General features: G+C 63.1%; 17 protein-coding genes and 3 pseudogenes. 13 read left to right on the forward strand and 7 right to left on the reverse strand.

The window, feature by feature from the left end:
* The first annotated feature begins 705 nt into the window (after positions 1-705).
* The 3 genes and pseudogenes from N1058_RS22145 to N1058_RS22155 all read left to right on the forward strand — a co-directional run bounded on the left by N1058_RS22145 (position 706) and on the right by N1058_RS22155 (position 4,012).
* Complete coding sequence (locus N1058_RS22145; protein ID WP_265519764.1) at positions 706-2,808, forward strand: putative bifunctional diguanylate cyclase/phosphodiesterase; 2,103 nt, start codon at positions 706-708, stop codon at positions 2,806-2,808.
* Between the two features lie 2 nt (positions 2,809-2,810).
* A pseudogene (locus N1058_RS22150) lies at positions 2,811-3,539 on the forward strand (IS630 family transposase); the annotation flags it as partial.
* A gap of 53 nt (positions 3,540-3,592) precedes the next feature.
* On the forward strand, positions 3,593-4,012 hold the full coding sequence (locus N1058_RS22155) for a nuclear transport factor 2 family protein (RefSeq protein WP_265519765.1): 420 nt from the start codon (positions 3,593-3,595) through the stop codon (positions 4,010-4,012).
* A 56-nt stretch (positions 4,013-4,068) separates the two neighbouring features.
* Here the strand turns inward: N1058_RS22155 and N1058_RS22160 are convergent, their stop codons facing one another.
* Entirely contained in the window at positions 4,069-4,653 is a 585-nt protein-coding gene (locus N1058_RS22160) for a helix-turn-helix domain-containing protein (RefSeq protein ID WP_265519766.1), read from the reverse strand.
* Positions 4,654-4,822: 169 nt separating this feature from the next.
* On the opposite strand from N1058_RS22160, the gene N1058_RS22165 reads away from it, so the two are divergent.
* From N1058_RS22165 to N1058_RS22190, 6 genes and pseudogenes are all read left to right on the forward strand, one after another.
* Positions 4,823-5,308, forward strand: a complete 486-nt coding sequence (locus tag N1058_RS22165) for a fasciclin domain-containing protein (RefSeq protein ID WP_265519767.1) — start codon at positions 4,823-4,825, stop codon at positions 5,306-5,308.
* 28 nt (positions 5,309-5,336) lie between these two features.
* Positions 5,337-5,561, forward strand: coding sequence for a DUF378 domain-containing protein (locus tag N1058_RS22170; protein WP_265519768.1), 225 nt, complete (start codon positions 5,337-5,339; stop codon positions 5,559-5,561).
* A 54-nt stretch (positions 5,562-5,615) separates the two neighbouring features.
* A complete protein-coding gene (locus N1058_RS22175; protein ID WP_265519769.1) occupies positions 5,616-6,110 on the forward strand; it encodes a TspO/MBR family protein in 495 nt (164 codons plus the stop codon).
* A complete protein-coding gene (locus tag N1058_RS22180) occupies positions 6,107-6,616 on the forward strand; it encodes a hypothetical protein (protein ID WP_265519770.1) in 510 nt (169 codons plus the stop codon). Before N1058_RS22175 ends, N1058_RS22180 begins: the two co-directional genes overlap by 4 nt.
* Before the next feature lie 370 nt (positions 6,617-6,986).
* The gene (locus tag N1058_RS22185) at positions 6,987-7,286 is read left to right on the forward strand and encodes a DUF736 domain-containing protein (protein WP_265519771.1); all 300 of its coding nucleotides are present in this window, start codon (positions 6,987-6,989) and stop codon (positions 7,284-7,286) included.
* A gap of 161 nt (positions 7,287-7,447) precedes the next feature.
* A pseudogene (locus N1058_RS22190) lies at positions 7,448-7,624 on the forward strand (DUF736 domain-containing protein); the annotation flags it as partial.
* A gap of 243 nt (positions 7,625-7,867) precedes the next feature.
* On the opposite strand, the gene N1058_RS22195 reads toward N1058_RS22190, so the two are convergent.
* Genes N1058_RS22195 through N1058_RS22215 form a run of 5 tightly spaced genes read right to left on the reverse strand, consistent with a single transcriptional unit; the run spans position 7,868 to position 13,927 of the window.
* Positions 7,868-8,110, reverse strand: a complete 243-nt coding sequence (locus N1058_RS22195) for a hypothetical protein (RefSeq protein WP_265519772.1) — start codon at positions 8,108-8,110, stop codon at positions 7,868-7,870.
* A gap of 26 nt (positions 8,111-8,136) precedes the next feature.
* Positions 8,137-9,003, reverse strand: a complete 867-nt coding sequence (locus tag N1058_RS22200) for a DUF6671 family protein (protein ID WP_265519773.1) — start codon at positions 9,001-9,003, stop codon at positions 8,137-8,139.
* Positions 9,003-9,923: a sulfate adenylyltransferase subunit CysD gene (cysD, locus tag N1058_RS22205; RefSeq protein WP_420848030.1), complete on the reverse strand. Its 921-nt coding sequence runs from the start codon at positions 9,921-9,923 to the stop codon at positions 9,003-9,005. Before cysD ends, N1058_RS22200 begins: the two co-directional genes overlap by 1 nt.
* Positions 9,920-12,346 carry a YbcC family protein gene (locus N1058_RS22210; protein ID WP_265519774.1) on the reverse strand — a complete coding sequence of 809 codons (2,427 nt, stop codon included), beginning with the start codon at positions 12,344-12,346 and terminating at the stop codon, positions 9,920-9,922. The genes cysD and N1058_RS22210 overlap by 4 nt, the downstream gene beginning before the upstream one ends.
* Before the next feature lie 21 nt (positions 12,347-12,367).
* Complete coding sequence (locus tag N1058_RS22215) at positions 12,368-13,927, reverse strand: proton-conducting transporter transmembrane domain-containing protein (protein ID WP_265519775.1); 1,560 nt, start codon at positions 13,925-13,927, stop codon at positions 12,368-12,370.
* 107 nt (positions 13,928-14,034) lie between these two features.
* Here N1058_RS22215 and N1058_RS22220 point away from each other — a divergent pair, with 107 nt between their 5' ends.
* On the forward strand, positions 14,035-14,931 hold the full coding sequence (locus N1058_RS22220) for a LysR family transcriptional regulator (protein ID WP_265519776.1): 897 nt from the start codon (positions 14,035-14,037) through the stop codon (positions 14,929-14,931).
* Between the two features lie 84 nt (positions 14,932-15,015).
* Positions 15,016-15,567 carry an IS110 family transposase gene (locus N1058_RS22225; protein WP_265519777.1) on the forward strand — a complete coding sequence of 184 codons (552 nt, stop codon included), beginning with the start codon at positions 15,016-15,018 and terminating at the stop codon, positions 15,565-15,567.
* Positions 15,568-15,616: 49 nt separating this feature from the next.
* Here N1058_RS22225 and istB read toward each other — a convergent pair whose 3' ends face one another.
* Positions 15,617-16,411, reverse strand: coding sequence for an IS21-like element helper ATPase IstB (gene istB, locus N1058_RS22230; RefSeq protein ID WP_265519778.1), 795 nt, complete (start codon positions 16,409-16,411; stop codon positions 15,617-15,619).
* A gap of 196 nt (positions 16,412-16,607) precedes the next feature.
* On the opposite strand from istB, the pseudogene N1058_RS22235 reads away from it, so the two are divergent.
* A pseudogene (locus N1058_RS22235) lies at positions 16,608-17,267 on the forward strand (IS21 family transposase); the annotation flags it as partial.
* A gap of 74 nt (positions 17,268-17,341) precedes the next feature.
* Positions 17,342-18,355 carry an IS110 family RNA-guided transposase gene (locus N1058_RS22240; protein ID WP_265519779.1) on the forward strand — a complete coding sequence of 338 codons (1,014 nt, stop codon included), beginning with the start codon at positions 17,342-17,344 and terminating at the stop codon, positions 18,353-18,355.
* Positions 18,356-18,444: the final 89 nt, after the last annotated feature.

Below are 18,444 nucleotides of genomic sequence, written 5' to 3' on the forward strand. Positions count from 1 at the left end.
CAACCGTGCTGGGGATGATCCACCAGGAACAACCGTCATATGGCGCGGCTTCTCTCGCCTTGCCGACCTTGTCATAGGTTTCCAAACCCCAAAGCTAAGCCCAACCCAACTTATGGGTAAGTGAAAGGTCTCCTTGCCGCTTACGGATGCTTACCGAACAGGGCTAACTTATAGGCGGGGACAAAACGGGGAGCACGTCAGTCCGATCTTGTTCAGCCTGTTATCGCTGGTTGCGGGGGCTCGCAACCACCGATACCGACATTCGCTCGAAGTAGCCATCTGACGGTGCTCGATCACCTCGCGAGATCACGAGCTAGCTTCTCTCGCCATGCGCGCGGGTTTGAGTCGGAGGTGCGCCTGCGGGCCACCAAAAGCTGAAGGGCTGGCGTTGGAGAACTGCGAACTGAGAAAGCCAACGAGATCCTGCGCAACGAGTGTTCCTGTTTTGCAGGCCAGTTTGACTACGGGTTCGAAATGATCGCGATCAGACAATCAGCGTGGGCTGATTTGCGCGGATACTCTGCAGCCAATCCTTGCCGAGTTGCTCACAGGCGAGGCCTTCTTTGTAGCAAGAAATTAACACCAGTCTGGGAAAATGGACCCGTTCGCTGCGCACTGAGAATGGAACGACAAGTCTTGGCTGCTCCTTACCCGATACCAACCGACGAGGAGGACCGCCTCAAAGCGCTGGCGGAGTACCATCTCATGGATACCCCGCCAGAGGAGGATTTTGATCGGCTGGTGGGCTTGACATCACGATTGTTCAATGTGCCGATCGTCCTGGTCTCATTGCTGGATCGCGATCGGCAGTTCTTCAAGGCCAATGTCGGTTTCGACGTTTGCGGGACCAGCAGGGAGGTCTCGTTCTGCGCCCATGCCATCGTCTGCGACGATATCCTTTTCATTCCCGACGCTATCAAGGATTCACGGTTTTCATCGAATCCCCTGGTGCTGGGGCCGCCCTTCATCCGCTTCTACGCCGGCAGACCTCTGGCGACACGCACTGGCGAGAAGATCGGCACGATTTGCCTGATCGGCACCAAGCCGAGGAAAGTCTTTACCGCCGAGGATCGCAAGAACCTGACCGACCTTTCGGTACTTGTCATGGACCGTATGGAGGTCCGGCGGCTTGAGTATGTTCGAACGATAAGCCAGGCTCGTTTCGAGAACATCGCCGCCACGTCTCCTGATGCGATCGTCTGCTCCAACGCGGGGGCGAAAATCACCTTCTGGAACCGGTCCGCCGAGAGGCTTTTCGGGTATACGGCGGACGAAGCGATCGATCAGAGTTCGGAGATTATCGTGCCGGACAGCTGCCGCGCGATTTATAACTCCAAACTCGACCACCTGCGCAAGGGCGAGCAGATGGAACTTGCCGATCGCACGATAGAGCTCTCGGGCCGGCGCAAGGATGGCAGCGAGTTCCCAGCCGAATTCTCGTTGTCGACCTGGCAGGAGGGCAACACCACCAGCTTCGGCGCCATCGTCCGCGACATTACCGAACGGCGGCAAAGCGAGGAGCGCCTGTTCCGCCTGGCTTCAATTGACGCTCTGACCGATTTACCCAACCGACCGGCGTGGCGGGAATGCCTGGACAAGACGATGGCTGCCGAGAAGCCGGTCACCGTTCTTCTCTTGAACCTTGATGGCTTCAAGACCGTGAACGACACACTCGGCCATTCGGCGGGCGACTCGATACTCAGGGATGTGGCCGCCCGGCTCACCGCGGTCTGCGGCATGGCGATCACGATCGCCCGCCTGGGCGGTGACGAGTTCGCGGCGCTGTTGCCCGGCAATGACGAGCGTCAAGCCAAGGCTGTCGCCGGCCTGTTGGTGTCGGCAATCTCCGAACCCTACGATTTCGCCGGCCAACGGTGCGAGGTCGGCGCGAGCATCGGCTTGGCGCTCGGCCCGCAGCATGGCGCGCGGCCTGAAGAGCTGCTCGGCGCCGCCGATCTGGCGCTTTACCGGGCAAAGGCCGCAGGCAGGGGGCGCCACGAACTCTTTGAACCTGAGCTTCGCCAGGTGGCCGTTGCGCGTCGCGAGTTTGAGCGCGAACTGCGGCTGGCCTTCGAGAACGGGGAGTTCGAGCTGTTCTACCAGCCCCAGGTTTCCACCGTGGACCGGCGGTTGATGGGCGCTGAAGCTCTGATGCGCTGGAACCATCCGCAACGCGGACTGCTGTCTCCTGTCTCTTTCATGGGCGTGCTCAGCCAGAAGCCATCCGCTGCCGCCGTCGGAGAGTGGGTGTTGCGCACGTCGTGCCGGCAAGCGGCGGAATGGCGGGCCGTCGTTCCGGATTTTCGGATGAGCGTGAACCTGTTCGAGGCGCAGTTCCGCTCCGGGCGCTTGTTGACCAGCGTTCGAGAGGTGCTGGAGGAATCCGGACTTCCACCGGCGGCTCTCGAGCTGGAGATCGTGGAAAACATACTGCTGCAAAACGATTCCACGACCTCGCAGCTTCTGCAGGACTTGCGCGCCCTGGGCGTTGGTCTTGCCTTCGACGATTATGGGACCGGCTTTGCCTCACTTAGTCTGCTCAAGCGCTATCCCGTCACCCGCTTGAAGATCGATCGATCGTTCGTGGGGGATGTGAATACGAACCTCAAGGATGCGGCCGTCGTCAACGCGGTTCTCTATCTCGCCAGAAGCTTTGGTATGGATGTGATCGCGGAGGGCGTCGAAACCGAGGCGCAACTGGATTTCCTGAAGCAGCACAATTGCGCGGAGGCGCAGGGATACCTTTTCGGCAAACCTCTGCCGGCAAACGAGTTCAAAGAGAAATTTGTCGCGACGGGAACGGCCTAGTGGCGGTCGGGCTGGCGGTCTCGACGGTGCAGAATATCTGGAAGGTCCATGGGCTGGCGCCGCATCGCTGGCGGACGTTCAAACTATCCAAAGACCCCGAGTTCGCGAAGAAACTGTACGATGTCGTCGGACTTTATGTGAACCCGCCGGCGCACGCGGTGGTTCTTTCGGTCGATGAAAAGTCCCAGATACAGGCGCTCGATCGCACCCAACCCGGCCTGCCTATGAAGCAGGGGCGCCTCGGCACCATGACTCACGACTATAAGCGTAACGGGACGACGACGCTGTTCGCGGCGCTGAACGTGTTGACCGGCGAAGTGTTCGGCCGAAACATGGCCCGTCACCGGCAGCAGGAATTTCTCCGGTTCCTGAATGCGCTCAACCGCGAGATGCCAGCGGACAAAGCGGTGCATGTCGTTCTCGACAACGTCGCCTCGCACAAGACCCCGGCGGTTCGGCGCTGGCTCGCCCGCCACCCGCGCTGGACCTTCCATTTCACACCCACATCGAGTTCCTGGCTGAACGCTGTAGAGGGGTTCTTCGCCAAGCTGACCCGACGGCGCTTGAAGCGCGGGATCTTTCACTCGCTGGTCGATCTCCAGGCCGCCATCAACCGCTTCATCGAGGAGCACAACGCAACCGCGGCAAGGCCTATCGTATGGAGGGCCGATCCGGATGAAATCATTGCGGCAAGAAACCGAGGTTTTCAGGCACTGGAAACTGCCAAATAACGGCGAAGCGAGTCCGAGAGCTCCGGCGCAAATCTTAACAGGGGGAAAATGACATGGATGATGAAGCGGAGATTCGTGCGCTCATCGGGGCGCATTTCGAGGCCATGAGATGGGGAAGCGAATCGGCGCCCGACTGGGACCGCTTTCGGGCGGACTTCCTGGACGACGCCATCCTGTTGGGCGCCGCGCGGCCCGTCACAGCGAGGTCGCTGGAGGCGTTCATTGAGCGTATGGAGACTGTAGCACGAAAGAACCTCCACTCGTTTGAGGAACATACCCGCGGCATGAAGATCCTTCGGTTCGGCAACGTGGCAGTGGTGCTTGCCATGTCAGAATTGCTAGAGAACGGCGAGGACGTGAACCACGACATCAGCGGTTACCTGCTGGTCAAATCGGACGGACGCTGGTCGATCGCCGCACACGCATGGGATCAGGCTGCGGACGACAAGCCGGTTCCGGACGAGCTTCGCTGACCAATGTGTAGCGGTGCAAGATACGGTTTTGGGATGCAAGCGTTAGAGTCGGACCACTAGGGCATGGTCACCACCAGCGACGTGCACACGACGGTACCCTCGCGGCGGTAGCTGTGGGGCACGCTTGAATCGAAATACATCGCGTCACCGGCATCGAGCACCCTTACCTCCCCGTCCACGTCGACGACGAGGCGTCCGCTCAGCACGTAGATGAACTCCGCGCAGCCATGCCGGTGCGGCTCCGATGGCGGCGCGTCGGTCGGGAATTCGGCATAGAACGCCTCCATCTGGCGGTCGGTTACCGGATAGTCCAGGCTTTCAAACAGCCAAGCGGGCGGCTCCCCGCCCGGTGGCGCGGGAAGCCTGATCCGCTCGTCCTTCCGCACCACCGCGACGAGCGGCTTGTCCTTGTCCGGCATGAAGAAATGGTCGAGTCCGACGCCGAAAACCATCGCGATCCTGAGCAGGGTCGGTAGAGTGGGGAAGAGCTGGCCCCGCTCGATCTTGGACAGCATGGCCGACGAAAGCCCGGTATGGGCGCCGAGCTGCACCAGGCCGAGCTTTTTCTTGAGGCGCAGCGTCTTGATGCGGGGACCGATCGCATAGCGCTGGAGTTCGTTGGTGAGCGTATCGGAAAGCATGTCGGCAAACTTCCTTTTCGTCCTGTGAAAGCCACTCTAGCCATATTTTCTCTTAATGAAAAACAAAATAACTTTCACGAAAATATGACTGGTAGGAAAGCCTATTTTCACCACATGATAATCCGTACCTGTTGCATCGGGCTTACGGGTCAACAAGTGGAGCCATCCCATGAAACTGAAGACAACCATTCTCGCAGCCGCGATCGGCCTTGCCGGCGGCCTCGGCGCTTTCGCCGCGGAGAAAGACATCATCGACACTGCCCTAGAAGCGGGTCAGTTCAAGACGCTCGCCGTCGCTCTCGAAGCAGCCGGCCTCGTGTCCACCCTGAAGGGCGCTGGGCCATTTACGGTCTTTGCTCCCACGGACGAGGCGTTCGCCAAGCTGCCGGCCAGCACGGTGGAGGACCTGCTGAAGCCGGAGAACAAGGAGCAGCTCACCGCCATCCTGACCTACCATGTCGTCCCCGGCATGGTGAGGGCGGCGGACGTGGCGGGAATCGATGAGGCCAAAACCGTGAACGGCAAGATGATCGACGTCGAGGTCAATGGCCAGTCGGTCAAGGTGAACGATGCCGAAGTCATCAACGCCGATATCGCGGCCTCGAACGGCGTCATCCATGTCATCGACAAGGTGATCCTGCTGCAGGAAGACTGACGCCCAGCGCGAACCTCGGAGAAGAATCATGAAGTTTATCAATATTCTGACGCTCATCCTCGTTATTGTGGGTGGGTTAAATTGGGGGCTGGTCGGCCTGTTAAGCTTCGACCTTGTCGCCGCGATCTTCGGCGCGGGCTCGGCGCTCTCCAAGATCGTCTACATCCTGGTGGGGTTGTCCGCGGCCTGGCAGTTCATTCCGCTGTTCTCCGCACTGGGGTCCGGCGAACTCGCCACGCAGCGAAACCGGTAGCCTATCGGAGGGGGCCGCTTGATCTGCAGGCGGCGCCCTCCACTTTGGTGTTCCATGGACGCATTTTCCCTCCTCATGCTGATCGCCTTCGCGGGTGTGAGCTTCGGCGCCGCGGCGACCGGCATCATCTTCCGCCCCGGTAAGTGGTACAGGCAGCTCGACAAGCCTCGCTGGCGGCCGCCGGATTGGCTGTTTGCGCCCGTGTGGACGACACTCTATGCGATGATCGCGCTGTCGGGCTGGCTCGTCTGGCGCGAGGCGGGGTTCGCGGCGGCCGTGCTGCCGCTCAGCGTCTATGCGATCCAGCTCATCCTCAACGCAGCGTGGACCCCGATCTTCTTCGGGTTGCGCCGACCTGACCTGGCGATGATCGAGATCGCGATGGTCTGGGCCTCGATCTTCGCTATGATCGTGCTGTTCCACCCCATCAGCCCGGTCGCGGCGTGGCTGCTCGTCCCGTACCTGGCGTGGGTGAGCTTCGCCTCCGCCCTCAACTTCTCCATCTGGCGGCGCAACCCCGCGCCACATGTGGCGAAAGGCACCCTATGACGCCGCGCTGGATTGTGGTGGACGACCGGATGCAGCAGCGGTACCGCTATGCCCTGGTGGCGCCGATGGGCCGCGACTTCCATCCCGAATTCCGACCCGACCTCTCCCCGGCGGAAATGCTGGCGCTCGGCGTGTTCGGCGGCAAGTACATGACCGACTGCCGCGGCGAATTCCCCGAAGGGTGGTTCGCCGAGGCCAAGCTGTCGCCGAAGTGGCGCGACCCCTCGCTCAACTGGTTCGGCGTGGACGCGAGCCAACCGCTCAGCGTCTGGCGTGCCAAGGGCTGGATCCATCCAGACGATCCGCGTGGCTGGTTCCAATGGTACTGCCGCTATTATCACGGGCGCAGGATGCCCGGCGAGGATGAGCGGCAGATCGGCCGCTGGAAGGCCATTCGCCGCCATATCGCGCAGCTGCACCGGGCCTGCGATCCTGGTGACCGATGGTGTCGCCCGCGCCAGCGCCAGGCGCTGCTGCACTGGGCATATGACAGCCGTGTGCTGTGATTGCAGCAGGCGCTGGAGCACACGTGCATCGTCAGCCCACCCCGCTTCCTGCCACGACCGTTTCCGCTTTCGATCGAGAAAGCCGTGTCGGGTCACTGGGCCCGTCGCGATTGCAAATCGCGCACAGCGCCGCCCAATGGGGATGATGCCGCACGAGGCGGTTGCGCCCGAGCGTTCTCTACCGATACTGCTGCCCCCCTACGGCCTCTCTTCTGGGCTGGTCTGGCGTCGGCCCGGCCTTGGCCTGCAACGGCTCCGCCGTCCTCCGCTCACGCTGCGGCCCTTCGGATGCAGCCGTCCGCCCCGTCGCCTCTCGACCGCCATCGAGGCCGCATCGGGCGGCTTCGGGCAACCTTCAGGAGATACGACAATGGCTCAGATCGGCATCTTCACCCGCGACGAGAACGGCGCCTACGCCGGGACGATCAAGACCCTCACCCTCAACGTCAAGGCCACCATCAAGCCCTGCGACCGCGACAACGACAAGGCGCCCGACCACCGCGTCACCGCCAATGGCGTCGAGTTCGGGGCCGGCTGGAGCAAGACCGCCCGCGAGACAGGCGCCGAGTATCTCTCCCTCAAGCTCGACGATCCGTCCTTCACAGCCCCCGTCTACGCCTTCCTCGTCCAGGGCGAAAAGGGCGAGCACAAGCTCATCTGGTCGCGATGAACCCACCAACGGCGCTCCGCTCACAACGGGGCGCCCGGCTTCCACCCTCGGCATTGTGCGGAGCAGACCCCGCCGAAACCGGGGGAAAACCAGCCCTTACAAGCCAACACTCCGCATAATCCCGCTCTCAGCATAATGCGGCGTTATGCAGTGCTCCGCATAAGGCCGAGATCGGCGCCGCCTGGTCCAAGCGCTCGAACGAGGGCCGCGATTATCTGGGCCTCAAGCTCGACGATCCGAGCTTCACCGCCCCGATCTACGCCAACCTCTTCGACGACGAAGACGGCGACGGCTACTCCCTCATCTGGTCCCGCCCCAGCCGCCGCAATGGCGAGTAACCCGCGACGCCCCGCCCGGAAAGTCCGGGCGGGGCCGATTTCGTCGGGCGACCGAATCAGTTGCGCCCGTTTCCCGATTCCGCAAGCGCAAAAGCCATAAATCGCTGCATCGCTCATTAAGAACGGCTATTTTAGATGGGGTATTCGTAATTTCGCAGGTTAGGCGATCCAGTTACGGGCCGCTATCTTGCGCACCGCCTGAATTGTAAGGCGTGCTCCTGCGGCAAATCTGCGACGGACTCTTCAGTCTTGGATCGGCGTCTGCGCCGAGTACCGGGACAAACCTTCATTAATCTGTGCCTCGGCCCGCCGCCTCAACAGATGGTCGAGCATTTCGAGGTCGTTGAGCACATCCACAGGCTCGCGGTCGCGCGCACCCTGCAGAGCGTGCTTCAGCCACTCGCTCATGCCCGGATGCGAAAGCACCCAGTCGATGCGCTGCTCCGCCTCTTTCAAATATCCTTCAAGCGTCCGATCGGTCGCCATGCTGGCCTCCTCAACAAGAACTCACATCAGGGATTGCAGCCGTTGCACTGACCCGGATCGGCCGTCGCCGCTTCGACGGGCCTTTCGATGCGATGGCCGCACCCCGCACATACAGATACTTCCGTCCGCAGCGCGATCGTGGGCTCGCCGCACCAGGCGCATGGCAACCCGGCGAGCCTTTCCGTAACAGCGAATCCCGGCTGCGCGCATTGCGGACAGGGGCTGCGATAGCGGCGCACGAGATCGATCGTCGCGCGCCTGATGGCACGCATGCGCGTGGGGTTGCGGTGCGCGCGCATGTCGGTTTCGACGTGCGCCGCGCCACACAGCGCGATCGCCTCGCCAACCGCCGCCGAGAGCTGCCCGAGCGTCCGAGCCTCCTTGTGGAGGTACCGGCCCGGAACCGGATTGCCGTCGGCGACACCGACGACGATCAGGCCTTGCCCGGGAAAGCCGATCCGCTGGGCGAAAGCCGCCGCCGCATCAACGGTTTCGACCGTCTGGTGAGCAAAGGTCGTCGACAGGTCAGCGTGGTGACCGATCAGCTCAAGACCGGAATCTCGGTCGAGAAGAACGACGATCTCGCGGCCGAGCGGCACGAAAGGAATGAAAGGGTGAGGTCCAAAGCTGCCCTCGCTGGCGGTGGCGACATGCGCCTCCGGATCGTGCTCGAAGGCGGCCTCGATCTTGGCGTGCGCCGCATCGAGCTGGGTGCCGGTCCGTTCGATCTCGCGGCTGAACGTGCCGAACCGGTCGGTGTCGAACCCGTCCGGCAAGACGACCCGGAGCCCGAGCCCGCCTTCGAGCAGCGGGCGAATGACCTGCTCCTTGCCATGCATGGTCGCCAGGACCGCGCGCTTGTTTGCGACGGAGAACGCTGATGGGACCGGCATCAGAAGTAGCCCTCCCGTTTCTGGCGTTCGAGCGATCCCGCGCCGTCCCGGTCGGACAGCCGGCCCTGGCGTTCCGAGGTCCCGGCGCTGAGGGTCTCGTGGACGACAGCAGCGAGGTTGGCGGCGTCGGACGCGATCGCGGCGGTGACAGGCCAGCAGCCGAGCGTGCGGAAGCGGACCGTCCGTGTCATCATACGCTCGCCGGGCCGCAGCGGCATGCGCGATAGCTCGTCCACCACGATCAGAGCGCCGTCGCGTTCGATCACCGGCCGCGGCTCCGCGAAATAGAGCGGCGCGAGCTCGATCCCGCGGGAGAGCGCGTAGGCCCAGATGTCCATCTCGGTCCAGTTCGATAGTGGGAAGACGCGCAGCGACTGTCCATTGCTCAGACGCGTGTTGAATATCCGCCAGAGTTCGGGACGTTGCTGGCGCGGGTCCCAGCCCTGCTGGTCGGTGCGCACCGAGAAGATGCGCTCCTTGGCCCGCGACTTCTCCTCGTCGCGGCGGGCGCCGCCGAAGACGATGTCATGCCTCCCGCGATCGAGCGACTGCTTCAGGGCGTCGATGCGCATGACGGTGGTGTATGCATCGCCGTGGTCGAAGGGGTTCAGGCCAGCCGCTCGGCCCTCCTCGTTGGCGTAGACCACGAGCTCGAAGCCGTGCCGCTCAGCGAAGGCGTCGCGGAAGGCAAGGAGCGAACGGAACTCCCATGTCGAGTCGACATGGAGGAGCGGAAACGGTGGCGGCGCGGGGTAGAAGGCGCGGAGCGCCAAGTGGGCGAGAACCGTCGAATCCTTGCCGGCCAAGAACAGCATGACCGGATTGCGTCCCTCGGCGACCCCCTCGCGCAGGATATGGATGGCCTCGGCCTCGAGCATGTCGAGATGCGAGAGCCGCGCCAATGCCTGCGGCGCCGTCACGCGACCGCCTCCAGCTTGCGAACCCCGGACGAGGCGCCGATCGCGTCCCACTCCAGATCGCCCGCATAGCGGTAGGCGAGCCGGCCTTCCTCATCCATGGCGAAAAGATGAAGCCAGCGATTGTCGAAGAGGGCGCGCACGCCTTCATGCCGCTCGAGAATGTCGTTCATCGCCTCGCACGGCGCCTCTATGCAGACCGACAGGCGCAGCGGATCGTGCACATAGCGCTCGCCGTCGTGCGCTGATTGCCAGGGCAGGCCGGCGCGCAGCGGCCCTCCATTGCCCTCGACGACGCCGATGCCGCCGACGACATTGTGCAAGAGCTTGTTGCCCGATCCGAACGTCTTCGGCGCAACGGTCGAGCCGTAATATTGCAGGCTGATCCAACTCGCGACGACGACCGGCGCGGTCATGATCAACTCCAACACGCCGAAGCCGTTCGCGCTGTCCCGCTTCCAATCATAGTCGTGCAGAAACGCGCGGCCTTCCAGGCTGCGGCCGGCCGTACGGATGCGCGGTGCCGCGATAAAGGCCTTGCAGCCGGCCAGCCCCCATTCGGGGCGCACCTCGGCCCAGTTGCGGGCCCGGCCAGCGATGTCGCCCCCATCCGCCATGCGCGGCAGGCGCAGCGCCCGCTCCCCGCGAGCCACCTTGCCGGCTGCTGTCAGCCACTGCCGGACCTTCCTGAGATCGGCCGCGTGGTCTTCTGAGGGCATGTCCAGATCATAGAGGCTCACGGTGTCCGTGGTCGTGTCGTGCAGCGCGCCGACAAAGAGCGTGTCCCCCGGAACAACGATGCCGCGCGCGCCGAGGCCTTTGCGCACATCCGCATCGTTCAGAAGCCGTGCCAGTAGTCGCGCGTTGACCTCACCTGAATAGCCGCCGCAGGCCCCGCAATGCAGGCCGCTCGCATGCGGATTGTTGACCACGTTCGCGCCATGGCCGGCCAGCAGCACGATGCGTGCGAAACCGCCGGTGAGCGACATGGCGCGTAAGACAGTTTCCGCCGCACCGGTTCGCGTTTTGAGATCGAGTTCGGGATCGAAGCGTGGTGCGGGATCGTTCGGCACGGGCATCGAGTTCAGACCGAGCGCGTCGCGCACCAGCTTGCCGATATAGATCGGCCCCATCGCCTCGACGAAGGCGAAGGACGACACTGCGGCGAGCTTGAAGCGACGCCAGGCCCGCTTGGCGCGCGCCTTGTAGCGCGCGGCAAGATCGTCGACCTTGCCCTGCTCGTCGCCGGCAGACGAGGTGACGGTCGGATTGAACAGAACGGGAAGTCGCAACTCCTCGATGTCCGACGCGAAGCGCCTGTGCTTTGCGAAGACGCCGAAGAAGCCCGCGAACCCCAGCGTGCGGATCGACGGATTGACGGCTTCGAGCGCGCGACGAAATACTTCCGAACGGACATCGATGCAGAAGGCCGCCTGAAGCGCCGGGCGGTCGGTAGAGGCGCCCGGCGTGCCTTCTTCCGCCAACGTCTCGGCAAGCTGGCGCTGGGCGGCGCGTTCGGCCGCTTCCTGCAGGATCTCGTCGACGATGTCGTCCGCAGCCGGCGCGACAGGCACTTCGTGAGCCTGCCGTACATTGGCCCAATCGTCGCCGATTGCCGCTTCGTGCCGCGCGAACAGCGCCTCTTCCCAAAGCAGCCTGATCGCCAGCAAATCGGTGATCGTGCTGTCGTCGCGTCCGGTCAGTTCGGCGCGCCACAGCTCGTAGCGGGCGAATTGCGACCAGCCGCCGAGCGAGAGCAGGAGTTGATGGAAATAACTGTCGAGCGCGGCACTGCCCAGGCCAAGCCGTTCGACAGTGCGTGCGATCGCCTCGGTCGGGTTCTCGGGCGCGTCGGCGACGAAGGCGGCGAAGCCTTCGTGGCCCATGATCTCCGGCGTCAGGTCGTGGGTCGCATAGGCTCGCCAGGCGGCCCAGGCCGACTTTCCGCGCGGCGCGGCCCACAGCGCCTGCCCGCGATCGAAATAGCCGCCCGCCCAGGCGCCGATACGGTCGCCAATCGCCCCGGGCCAATCCGTGCCCCCGATCCTGGCGACAAGATCGGCGACCGTCGGCAGCGGTTTCGGCGCCGGCCGATCCTTCGACGCCGCCGCTTTCAGCTTCGCGACATCGGCCGGTCTGCCGGCATGGGGGGAGGCCTCGAGCGCCGCGGCGAGGTCGTCATAGATGATCTCGCCGTCAGCGATGCGCTCACGATACCAACGCCTCGGCATCGTGACGGGACCAGCCCCGACGCGCCCCAGTCGAGCGCCGGTTTCGGCCAGTGTCTCCGTCGTCTGGCCGAGATAGGGATTGACCGCGACTGAGGACGCGAGCGGCCAGAGCGGCGGGATCTGCCGCGCGCCCGCGTCTGCCGCGGCCTGGAGCGTAGGGAGGTCGATGGATTTGCTCTTGGTGTCGATTGTCATGGGTACATCTTTTCTCTGGCGTCAGGACGGCCGGCGGACGGACCAGTTGCCGACCAGTCGGTCGAAAACGGCGTTGGCGTAGAGGCCGTTGGACAGATGGACGCGCAGGCCCGCCGCCGCCGGGTGACCCGCCCAGAGCGGGAACATGGCCTGCGCCACGGCGACGACGCCGAAGCTGAACACGGCGAGCGTCAGGAGCGCCCATTCGAGCGGTCCGGGCGAGGGCGTCGCCGGCAGCGTTCCGGCGGTCAGCCATTCGGCGCCGGTCTGCAAGGCGAAGTAACTGACCGAGGCGGCGACCGCGTAGAGCGCGGTGTACCGGGTCAACATGCGCGGCGCAGCATCCGCGAGGCCCTGCGCAAGCAGGTAGGCGACGCCGAAAATCAGGATGGCGCCGAGCGCGATGGCTTGGGGCGATTTGGCGTCGAACCCGAAGGCGAAACCGATGAGCGCATAGATCGTCAGCGCCAAAGCGAAGGCGCGCATCACCGCCCGGCCGCTCGGAATCGCGATCGGACCCGGCCGGCGGATGGCCGCGACCAGATCGACCGCCGTGCCGGAAGAGAGGAAGGCGTGCGCCTTGTAGAGCGAATGCGCGACGATATGCAGAAGCGCCAGCGGGAACAGGGCCAGCCCACACTGCATAATCATGAAGCCCATTTGGGCGATGGTCGACCAGGCGAGCGAGTTCTTCACCGCGGACTGGGAGAGCATCGCGAGGCCGCCCAGGAGCGCCGTGAAGCCGCCGATCATGACCAGTACCGCAAGCACGCCTGGTGCGAGCAGCATCACGTCGGCGAAGCGGATCAGCAGGAAGCCACCGCCATTGATGACGCCAGCATGCAGGAGCGCCGAGACCGGCGTCGGGGTCTCCATCACCTCGGTCAGCCAGCCATGGATCGGAAACTGGGCCGATTTGAGCATCGCGGCGAGCGCGAGCAGTCCGGCCGCCCAGATCACGCCGCCGGGCATGACCCCGTCATGCGCCGCGGCCAGAATGGTCGCGATGTCGCTCGTGCCGTAGCCGACGAAAAGCAGCGCAGCCGCGCCAATGAGCGCCGCGTCGCCGATTCGCGCGATTATGAACTGCTTGCGGGCCGCCCGGATGGCCTGGACGCGGTGGCCATAGAACAGCAGAAGCCGATGCAGACACAGGCCGGTCGCGATCCAGGCGGCAACGAAATGGGTCAGGTTGCCCGCCTGCACGAGCAGCAGCACCGCCGCCAGCGTCGTCGCCATCCAGCCGAGAAACGCGCCCTGACGCGCCTCGCCGTCGAGATAGGACGCCGAATACCGCAGGACGATCCAGCCGACGAACGCGACGAGGACCAGCATGGTCGCGCTGACCACGTCGATCCGGGTCGAGAGACCGATGCCTGCCAACCCGAGAAGCGGCCCGGTGTGAGCCCCCTCCCACATCACAAGCGCCGCCGATCCGATCGCGGCGGTCAGCGCGGCGAGCGCCGCGCCTTCGGTGAGCTTCGGGACGAGCGGCGGACGCCGGCCGGCGTTCAGGAATGCGGCGACCGCGGCCAAAAGCAAGACCGCGGGCGCGATCAAGGGGATGAAAACATACGGCATGAGCGGGTCGTTTCCGATGCGGTTGAGAACGACACCACTTGTAAGCAGCGCCCAAACTCAAGAAAAATACATTGTTCTGGGCTTATCATTCTGTTTAAGTGAACGACATGGCCGAGTTGAACTTCCACCATCTGCGCTATTTCCACACGGTGGCGCATGAGGGGAACCTGACCCGCGCGGCGCAGCGGTTGAACGTGTCGCAGTCCGCGGTCTCGTCCCAAATCCGGCAGCTTGAGGAACGACTGGGTCAATCGTTGTTTGAGCGACGCGGTCGAACCCTGGTCCTCACTGAAGCGGGCCGCATAGCGCTCGATCACGCGGACGCCATCTTCGCCGCCGGCGACGAGCTCCTGAACACGCTAGGCGAACGACCATCGGGCCGACGGCAGGTCCTTCGGGTCGGGTCACTCGCGACACTCTCCAGAAACTTCCAGATCGGCTTCCTGCGTCCGCTGCTCGGTCGCGACGATGTCGAGATCGTCATCCGCTCGGGTGCGCTCGGCGATCTGCTCCAGAATCTCGAGACGCAGAGGCTCGACGTGGTCCTCGCCAACATATCGCCGCCGCGCGACGCTGCGACCCCGTGGATATCCCACGCAATCGCCGAGCAGCCGGTGAGCCTCATCGGGATCCCCGAACGGATCGGCGAGGGTGCGACGTTCAGGGACCTCCTTGCCCGTGAACCGCTCATCCTGCCGACTGTCGAAAGCAGCATCCGGTCCGGTATCGACGCGTTGTTCGACCGCCTCAACATCCGCCCTCGCATCGCCGCGGAGATAGACGACATGGCAATGATCCGCCTTCTCGCCCGCGAGGGCGTTGGACTCGCCGTCGTGCCCCCGATCGTGGTGAAGGACGAACTCGCGAGCGGACGGCTCGTCGAGGTCGACCGGTTTCCTCAGCTCAGCGAAACCTTCTACGCGGTCACGCTGTCGCGGCGATTCCCGAATCCTCTATTGCGGGAGCTGATCGATGGCGGGAGTGACCGGCCGGAGCGGCACTGAGCGACTGAAATAGTCGTAGTTTACAAAACCGTCCGACGATTGGTTATGAGAAGTGCCGGTTCTTGATTCGAAAGGGGAATCGGCATGTCTCAAAGCCACTATATCGGGCTGGATGTCTCGGCCCGCACCGTCAATCTTTGCGTCGTCGATCACGATGGCCACGTGGTGCACGAACGAAAGCTCTCTTCCGATCCGGAGGAGATCGCGCAGCATATCTTATCACTTCGGTTCCCGATTGTTCGTGTCGGTCTCGAGGCCGGAATGTTGTCGCAGCATATCTATGGGCGGTTGGCGGAAGCCAATATTCCTGTTGTCTGTGTCGAGACCCGGCATATGAAGGCGGCGCTCGCTGCGCAGCTCAACAAGATCGACCGGCACGATGCGCGCGGAATTGCCCAGATGATGGGCGTCGGTCTGTTCAAGCCAGTTCACGTCAAGACGCCGAACAGTCAGCGCCTGCGCACGATCCTCACCGCACGCCAACTTCTGCGGAACAAGCTCCAGGACGTCGAGAACGAAATCCGCGGCCTCATCCGCAACTTCGGCTATCACCTCGGCAAGGTGACGGCGCGCGACTTCGAGCCTCGGGTGCGCAATCTGACTGCCGACACAGTGTTGATTTTCGCTGAGAGCTGACCCGGGATTTTCGCCGAGAAGTGACCCGCTTTGATGTATGGTTTGGGTCTCAGGTTTTGGTCAAGGGGGCGGCTTTCTCCTTCCTTTTGGTTGTGGCCTGGGCGGAACTGTTTTTGAAGCGGAAGCTGTCGTTTCCAGTCTCCAGGATGTGGCAGTGATGGGTCAGCCGATCGAGCAGCGCGGTTGTCATCTTGGCGTCGCCAAAGACGGTAGCCCACTCGCTGAAGCTGAGATTGGTGGTGATGACGACGCTGGTGCGCTCATAGAGCGTGCTTAGCAGATGGAACAGCAGCGCCCCGCCTGATGCGCTGAAGGGCAGGTATCCAAGCTCGTCGAGGATGACGAGATCGGAATGGGCAAGCCGATTGGCGATCTGGCCGGCTTTGCCCTGGGCCTTCTCCTGCTCGAGCACGTTGACGAGCTCGACGGTGGAGAAGAAGCGGACTCGTTTGCGATGATGCTCGACCGCCTGCACGCCGAGAGCTGTAGCGATGTGGGTCTTTCCGGTGCCTGGACCTCCGACAAGCACGACGTTGTTGGCATCCTCCATGAACTCGCAGCGATGGAGCTGGCGCACGAGGGCTTCGTTGACCTCGCTGCTGGCGAAGTCGAAGCCGGCCAGGTCACGGTAGACGGGGAAGCGGGCTGCCTTGAGCCGATAAGCGGTGGATCTGACCTCCCGTTCTGCCGTCTCGGCCTTCAGCAGTTGCGACAGGATCGGGATGGCGGCCTCAAAGGCAGGGGCAGCCTGTTCGGTGAGTTCGGCGACGGCCTGCGCCATGCCATGCATCTTCAGGCTTCTGAGCATGATGACGATGGCGCCGCTGGCGGGGTCATGACGCATGGCGCACCTCCCTTGCGGCGCGGCAATCAAGGTGAGACGGAGCGTCAATCAAGATGAGACTCGGCGGCGGCGGTTGTGGAACGAAATGAGGGCGTAGCCCGAACGGAGTTCCACCACCGCCGCCGCGCCGAGTTTTGGTCTGGTGATCACGGTTGGCTGGTACTTTGGGATCTTCGAGGAACGGAGAACCCCCTTTGTGCCAGGTCGTCACGTAACCGATCATCAGATGAGGCTTTTCATGAAGTTACGACAGGAGCACACGACTGAGGTTGCCGCTGCAAAGGCGTCGCTCAGCAGAGCTACCGGATATCGCATCGAGAAGAACCGGCAGCGTCCAACACAGGTGATGAAGACGCCGCGTGGTCGCCGGCGCCCCGATCCACTCGAACACATCTTCGATGCCGAGGTTGTTCCGCTTTTGAAGGCCGCGCCGGGGATCCGTGCCGTCGCCATTTTTGAGGAGATGCTGCGCCGCCACCCAGAACTGAGCGAAGGCGTTCGCCGCACGATGGAGCGGCGTATCCGTTCATGGCGGGCTGTCAACGGAGAAGAACAGGAAGTGATCTTCCGTCAGACCCATGAGCCAGGTCGCCTGGGCTTGTCCGACTTCACCAACATGAACGAACTTGGAATCACCATCGCCGGTCAGCCGCTCGATCATCTGCTTTACCACTTCCGGCTTGCCTATTTCGGCTTCGAACATGCCCACGTCGTCCTTGGCGGCGAAAGCTTCGTGGCTTTGGCTGAAGGACTACAGAACGCACTCTGGTTTCTTGGGGGCGCGCCGCTTTTCCATCGTAGCGACAGCCTGTCGGCGGCATTCCGCAACCTCGATGCCGATGCGAATGAACTGATGCGGTGGATGCCCCCACCCGACGGCATCGAATGTGCCAAAGTGGTTTCGTAGGAACCAAAGCGATGGAGGCATCCATGTCAGAGATTACCATATTGGCGATTGATCTTGCCAAAGGCAGTTTTCAGGTCTGCGGTGTCAGGGCTGACGGCGCTGTTGTTTTCAACAAGTCAGTGTCGCGGCGACGGCTTTACCAGCTGCTCTCGGAACAGAACCGCTGCATCGTGGTGATGGAAGCGTGTGCGACGTCCCATCACTGGGGGCGCGTTGCCCAGTCACATGGACATGAGGTGCGTTTGATCCCGGCAGCCTATGTGAAGCCGTTCGTAAAGCGACAGAAGAATGACCGGGCAGACGCCGAGGCGATCGCCGAAGCCGCATCCCGTCCCAGCATGCGTTTTGTTGCGGTGAAGAGCGCTGAGAAACAGGCGCGCGCAGTGGCCTTCAGGACGCATCAGTGCTTTGTTCGGCAGCGAACGCAGTTGATCAATGCGCTCAGGGGTCACTTGGCTGAATTTGGCGTGATAGCTCCCAAAGGTCCGGCAAGCCTGAAGCTTTTGGAACAGGCTCTGGCCGACCTCAAAAACGATCTGCCTGGCCCTGTGCGCGAGATGGGCGCTCTCTACCTGAGACAGATCCGTGAGCTGACCGAAGTCGTTGAACAACTGGCCGATGATCTCGAAAGCGCATCCAAGACAGATGAGGAACTGCGGCGCCTGTGCACCGTGCCCGGGATCGGTCCGGTGACCGCCGGCGCGATTGCTGCCTTCGCTCCGGAGCTTGAGACATTCGAGAGCGGGCGAAACTTTGCCGCCTGGCTGGGCCTGGTCCCTCGACAGAGATCGACTGGAGGCAAAGCCCGACTTGGGGCCGTAAGCAAGATGGGTCAGTGCGACATTCGCAAACTGTTGATCGTTGGAGCCATGAGCGTGATCCGATGGGTCGTGCGCAAAGGCGGCAGCACAAATCGCTGGCTGGCAAATCTCGTTGCGCGCAAGCCGAGGATGGTGGCGGCAGTCGCATTGGCCAACAAAATGGCGCGCATGATTTGGGCCATGACCACAAAAGGAGAGAATTACAGAATGGCGTGACCCCGGTCTGCGACGACAGGGGAAACGGCATGGCCGCAAGGCCAGGGCAAGGTGATCGACCGACGGAGTAAGCGACACGGACTTCAAAG

This window comes from Nitratireductor luteus (assembly GCF_026162365.1).
Lineage (GTDB): Bacteria > Pseudomonadota > Alphaproteobacteria > Rhizobiales > Rhizobiaceae > Chelativorans > Chelativorans luteus.

What these genes read in the sequence shown, in the direction of transcription:
- N1058_RS22160 (WP_265519766.1), bottom strand. Translation starts at nt 4,653, where the DNA reads ATGCTTTCCGATACGCTCACCAACGAACTCCAGCGCTATGCGATCGGT.
- N1058_RS22225 (WP_265519777.1), top strand. Translation starts at nt 15,016, where the DNA reads ATGTCTCAAAGCCACTATATCGGGCTGGATGTCTCGGCCCGCACCGTC.
- N1058_RS22155 (WP_265519765.1), top strand. Translation starts at nt 3,593, where the DNA reads ATGGATGATGAAGCGGAGATTCGTGCGCTCATCGGGGCGCATTTCGAG.
- N1058_RS22210 (WP_265519774.1), bottom strand. Translation starts at nt 12,346, where the DNA reads ATGACAATCGACACCAAGAGCAAATCCATCGACCTCCCTACGCTCCAG.
- N1058_RS22185 (WP_265519771.1), top strand. Translation starts at nt 6,987, where the DNA reads ATGGCTCAGATCGGCATCTTCACCCGCGACGAGAACGGCGCCTACGCC.
- istB (WP_265519778.1), bottom strand. Translation starts at nt 16,411, where the DNA reads ATGCGTCATGACCCCGCCAGCGGCGCCATCGTCATCATGCTCAGAAGC.
- N1058_RS22170 (WP_265519768.1), top strand. Translation starts at nt 5,337, where the DNA reads ATGAAGTTTATCAATATTCTGACGCTCATCCTCGTTATTGTGGGTGGG.
- N1058_RS22195 (WP_265519772.1), bottom strand. Translation starts at nt 8,110, where the DNA reads ATGGCGACCGATCGGACGCTTGAAGGATATTTGAAAGAGGCGGAGCAG.
- N1058_RS22165 (WP_265519767.1), top strand. Translation starts at nt 4,823, where the DNA reads ATGAAACTGAAGACAACCATTCTCGCAGCCGCGATCGGCCTTGCCGGC.
- N1058_RS22240 (WP_265519779.1), top strand. Translation starts at nt 17,342, where the DNA reads ATGTCAGAGATTACCATATTGGCGATTGATCTTGCCAAAGGCAGTTTT.
- N1058_RS22175 (WP_265519769.1), top strand. Translation starts at nt 5,616, where the DNA reads ATGGACGCATTTTCCCTCCTCATGCTGATCGCCTTCGCGGGTGTGAGC.
- N1058_RS22180 (WP_265519770.1), top strand. Translation starts at nt 6,107, where the DNA reads ATGACGCCGCGCTGGATTGTGGTGGACGACCGGATGCAGCAGCGGTAC.
- N1058_RS22220 (WP_265519776.1), top strand. Translation starts at nt 14,035, where the DNA reads ATGGCCGAGTTGAACTTCCACCATCTGCGCTATTTCCACACGGTGGCG.
- N1058_RS22145 (WP_265519764.1), top strand. Translation starts at nt 706, where the DNA reads ATGGATACCCCGCCAGAGGAGGATTTTGATCGGCTGGTGGGCTTGACA.
- N1058_RS22200 (WP_265519773.1), bottom strand. Translation starts at nt 9,003, where the DNA reads ATGCCGGTCCCATCAGCGTTCTCCGTCGCAAACAAGCGCGCGGTCCTG.
- N1058_RS22215 (WP_265519775.1), bottom strand. Translation starts at nt 13,927, where the DNA reads ATGCCGTATGTTTTCATCCCCTTGATCGCGCCCGCGGTCTTGCTTTTG.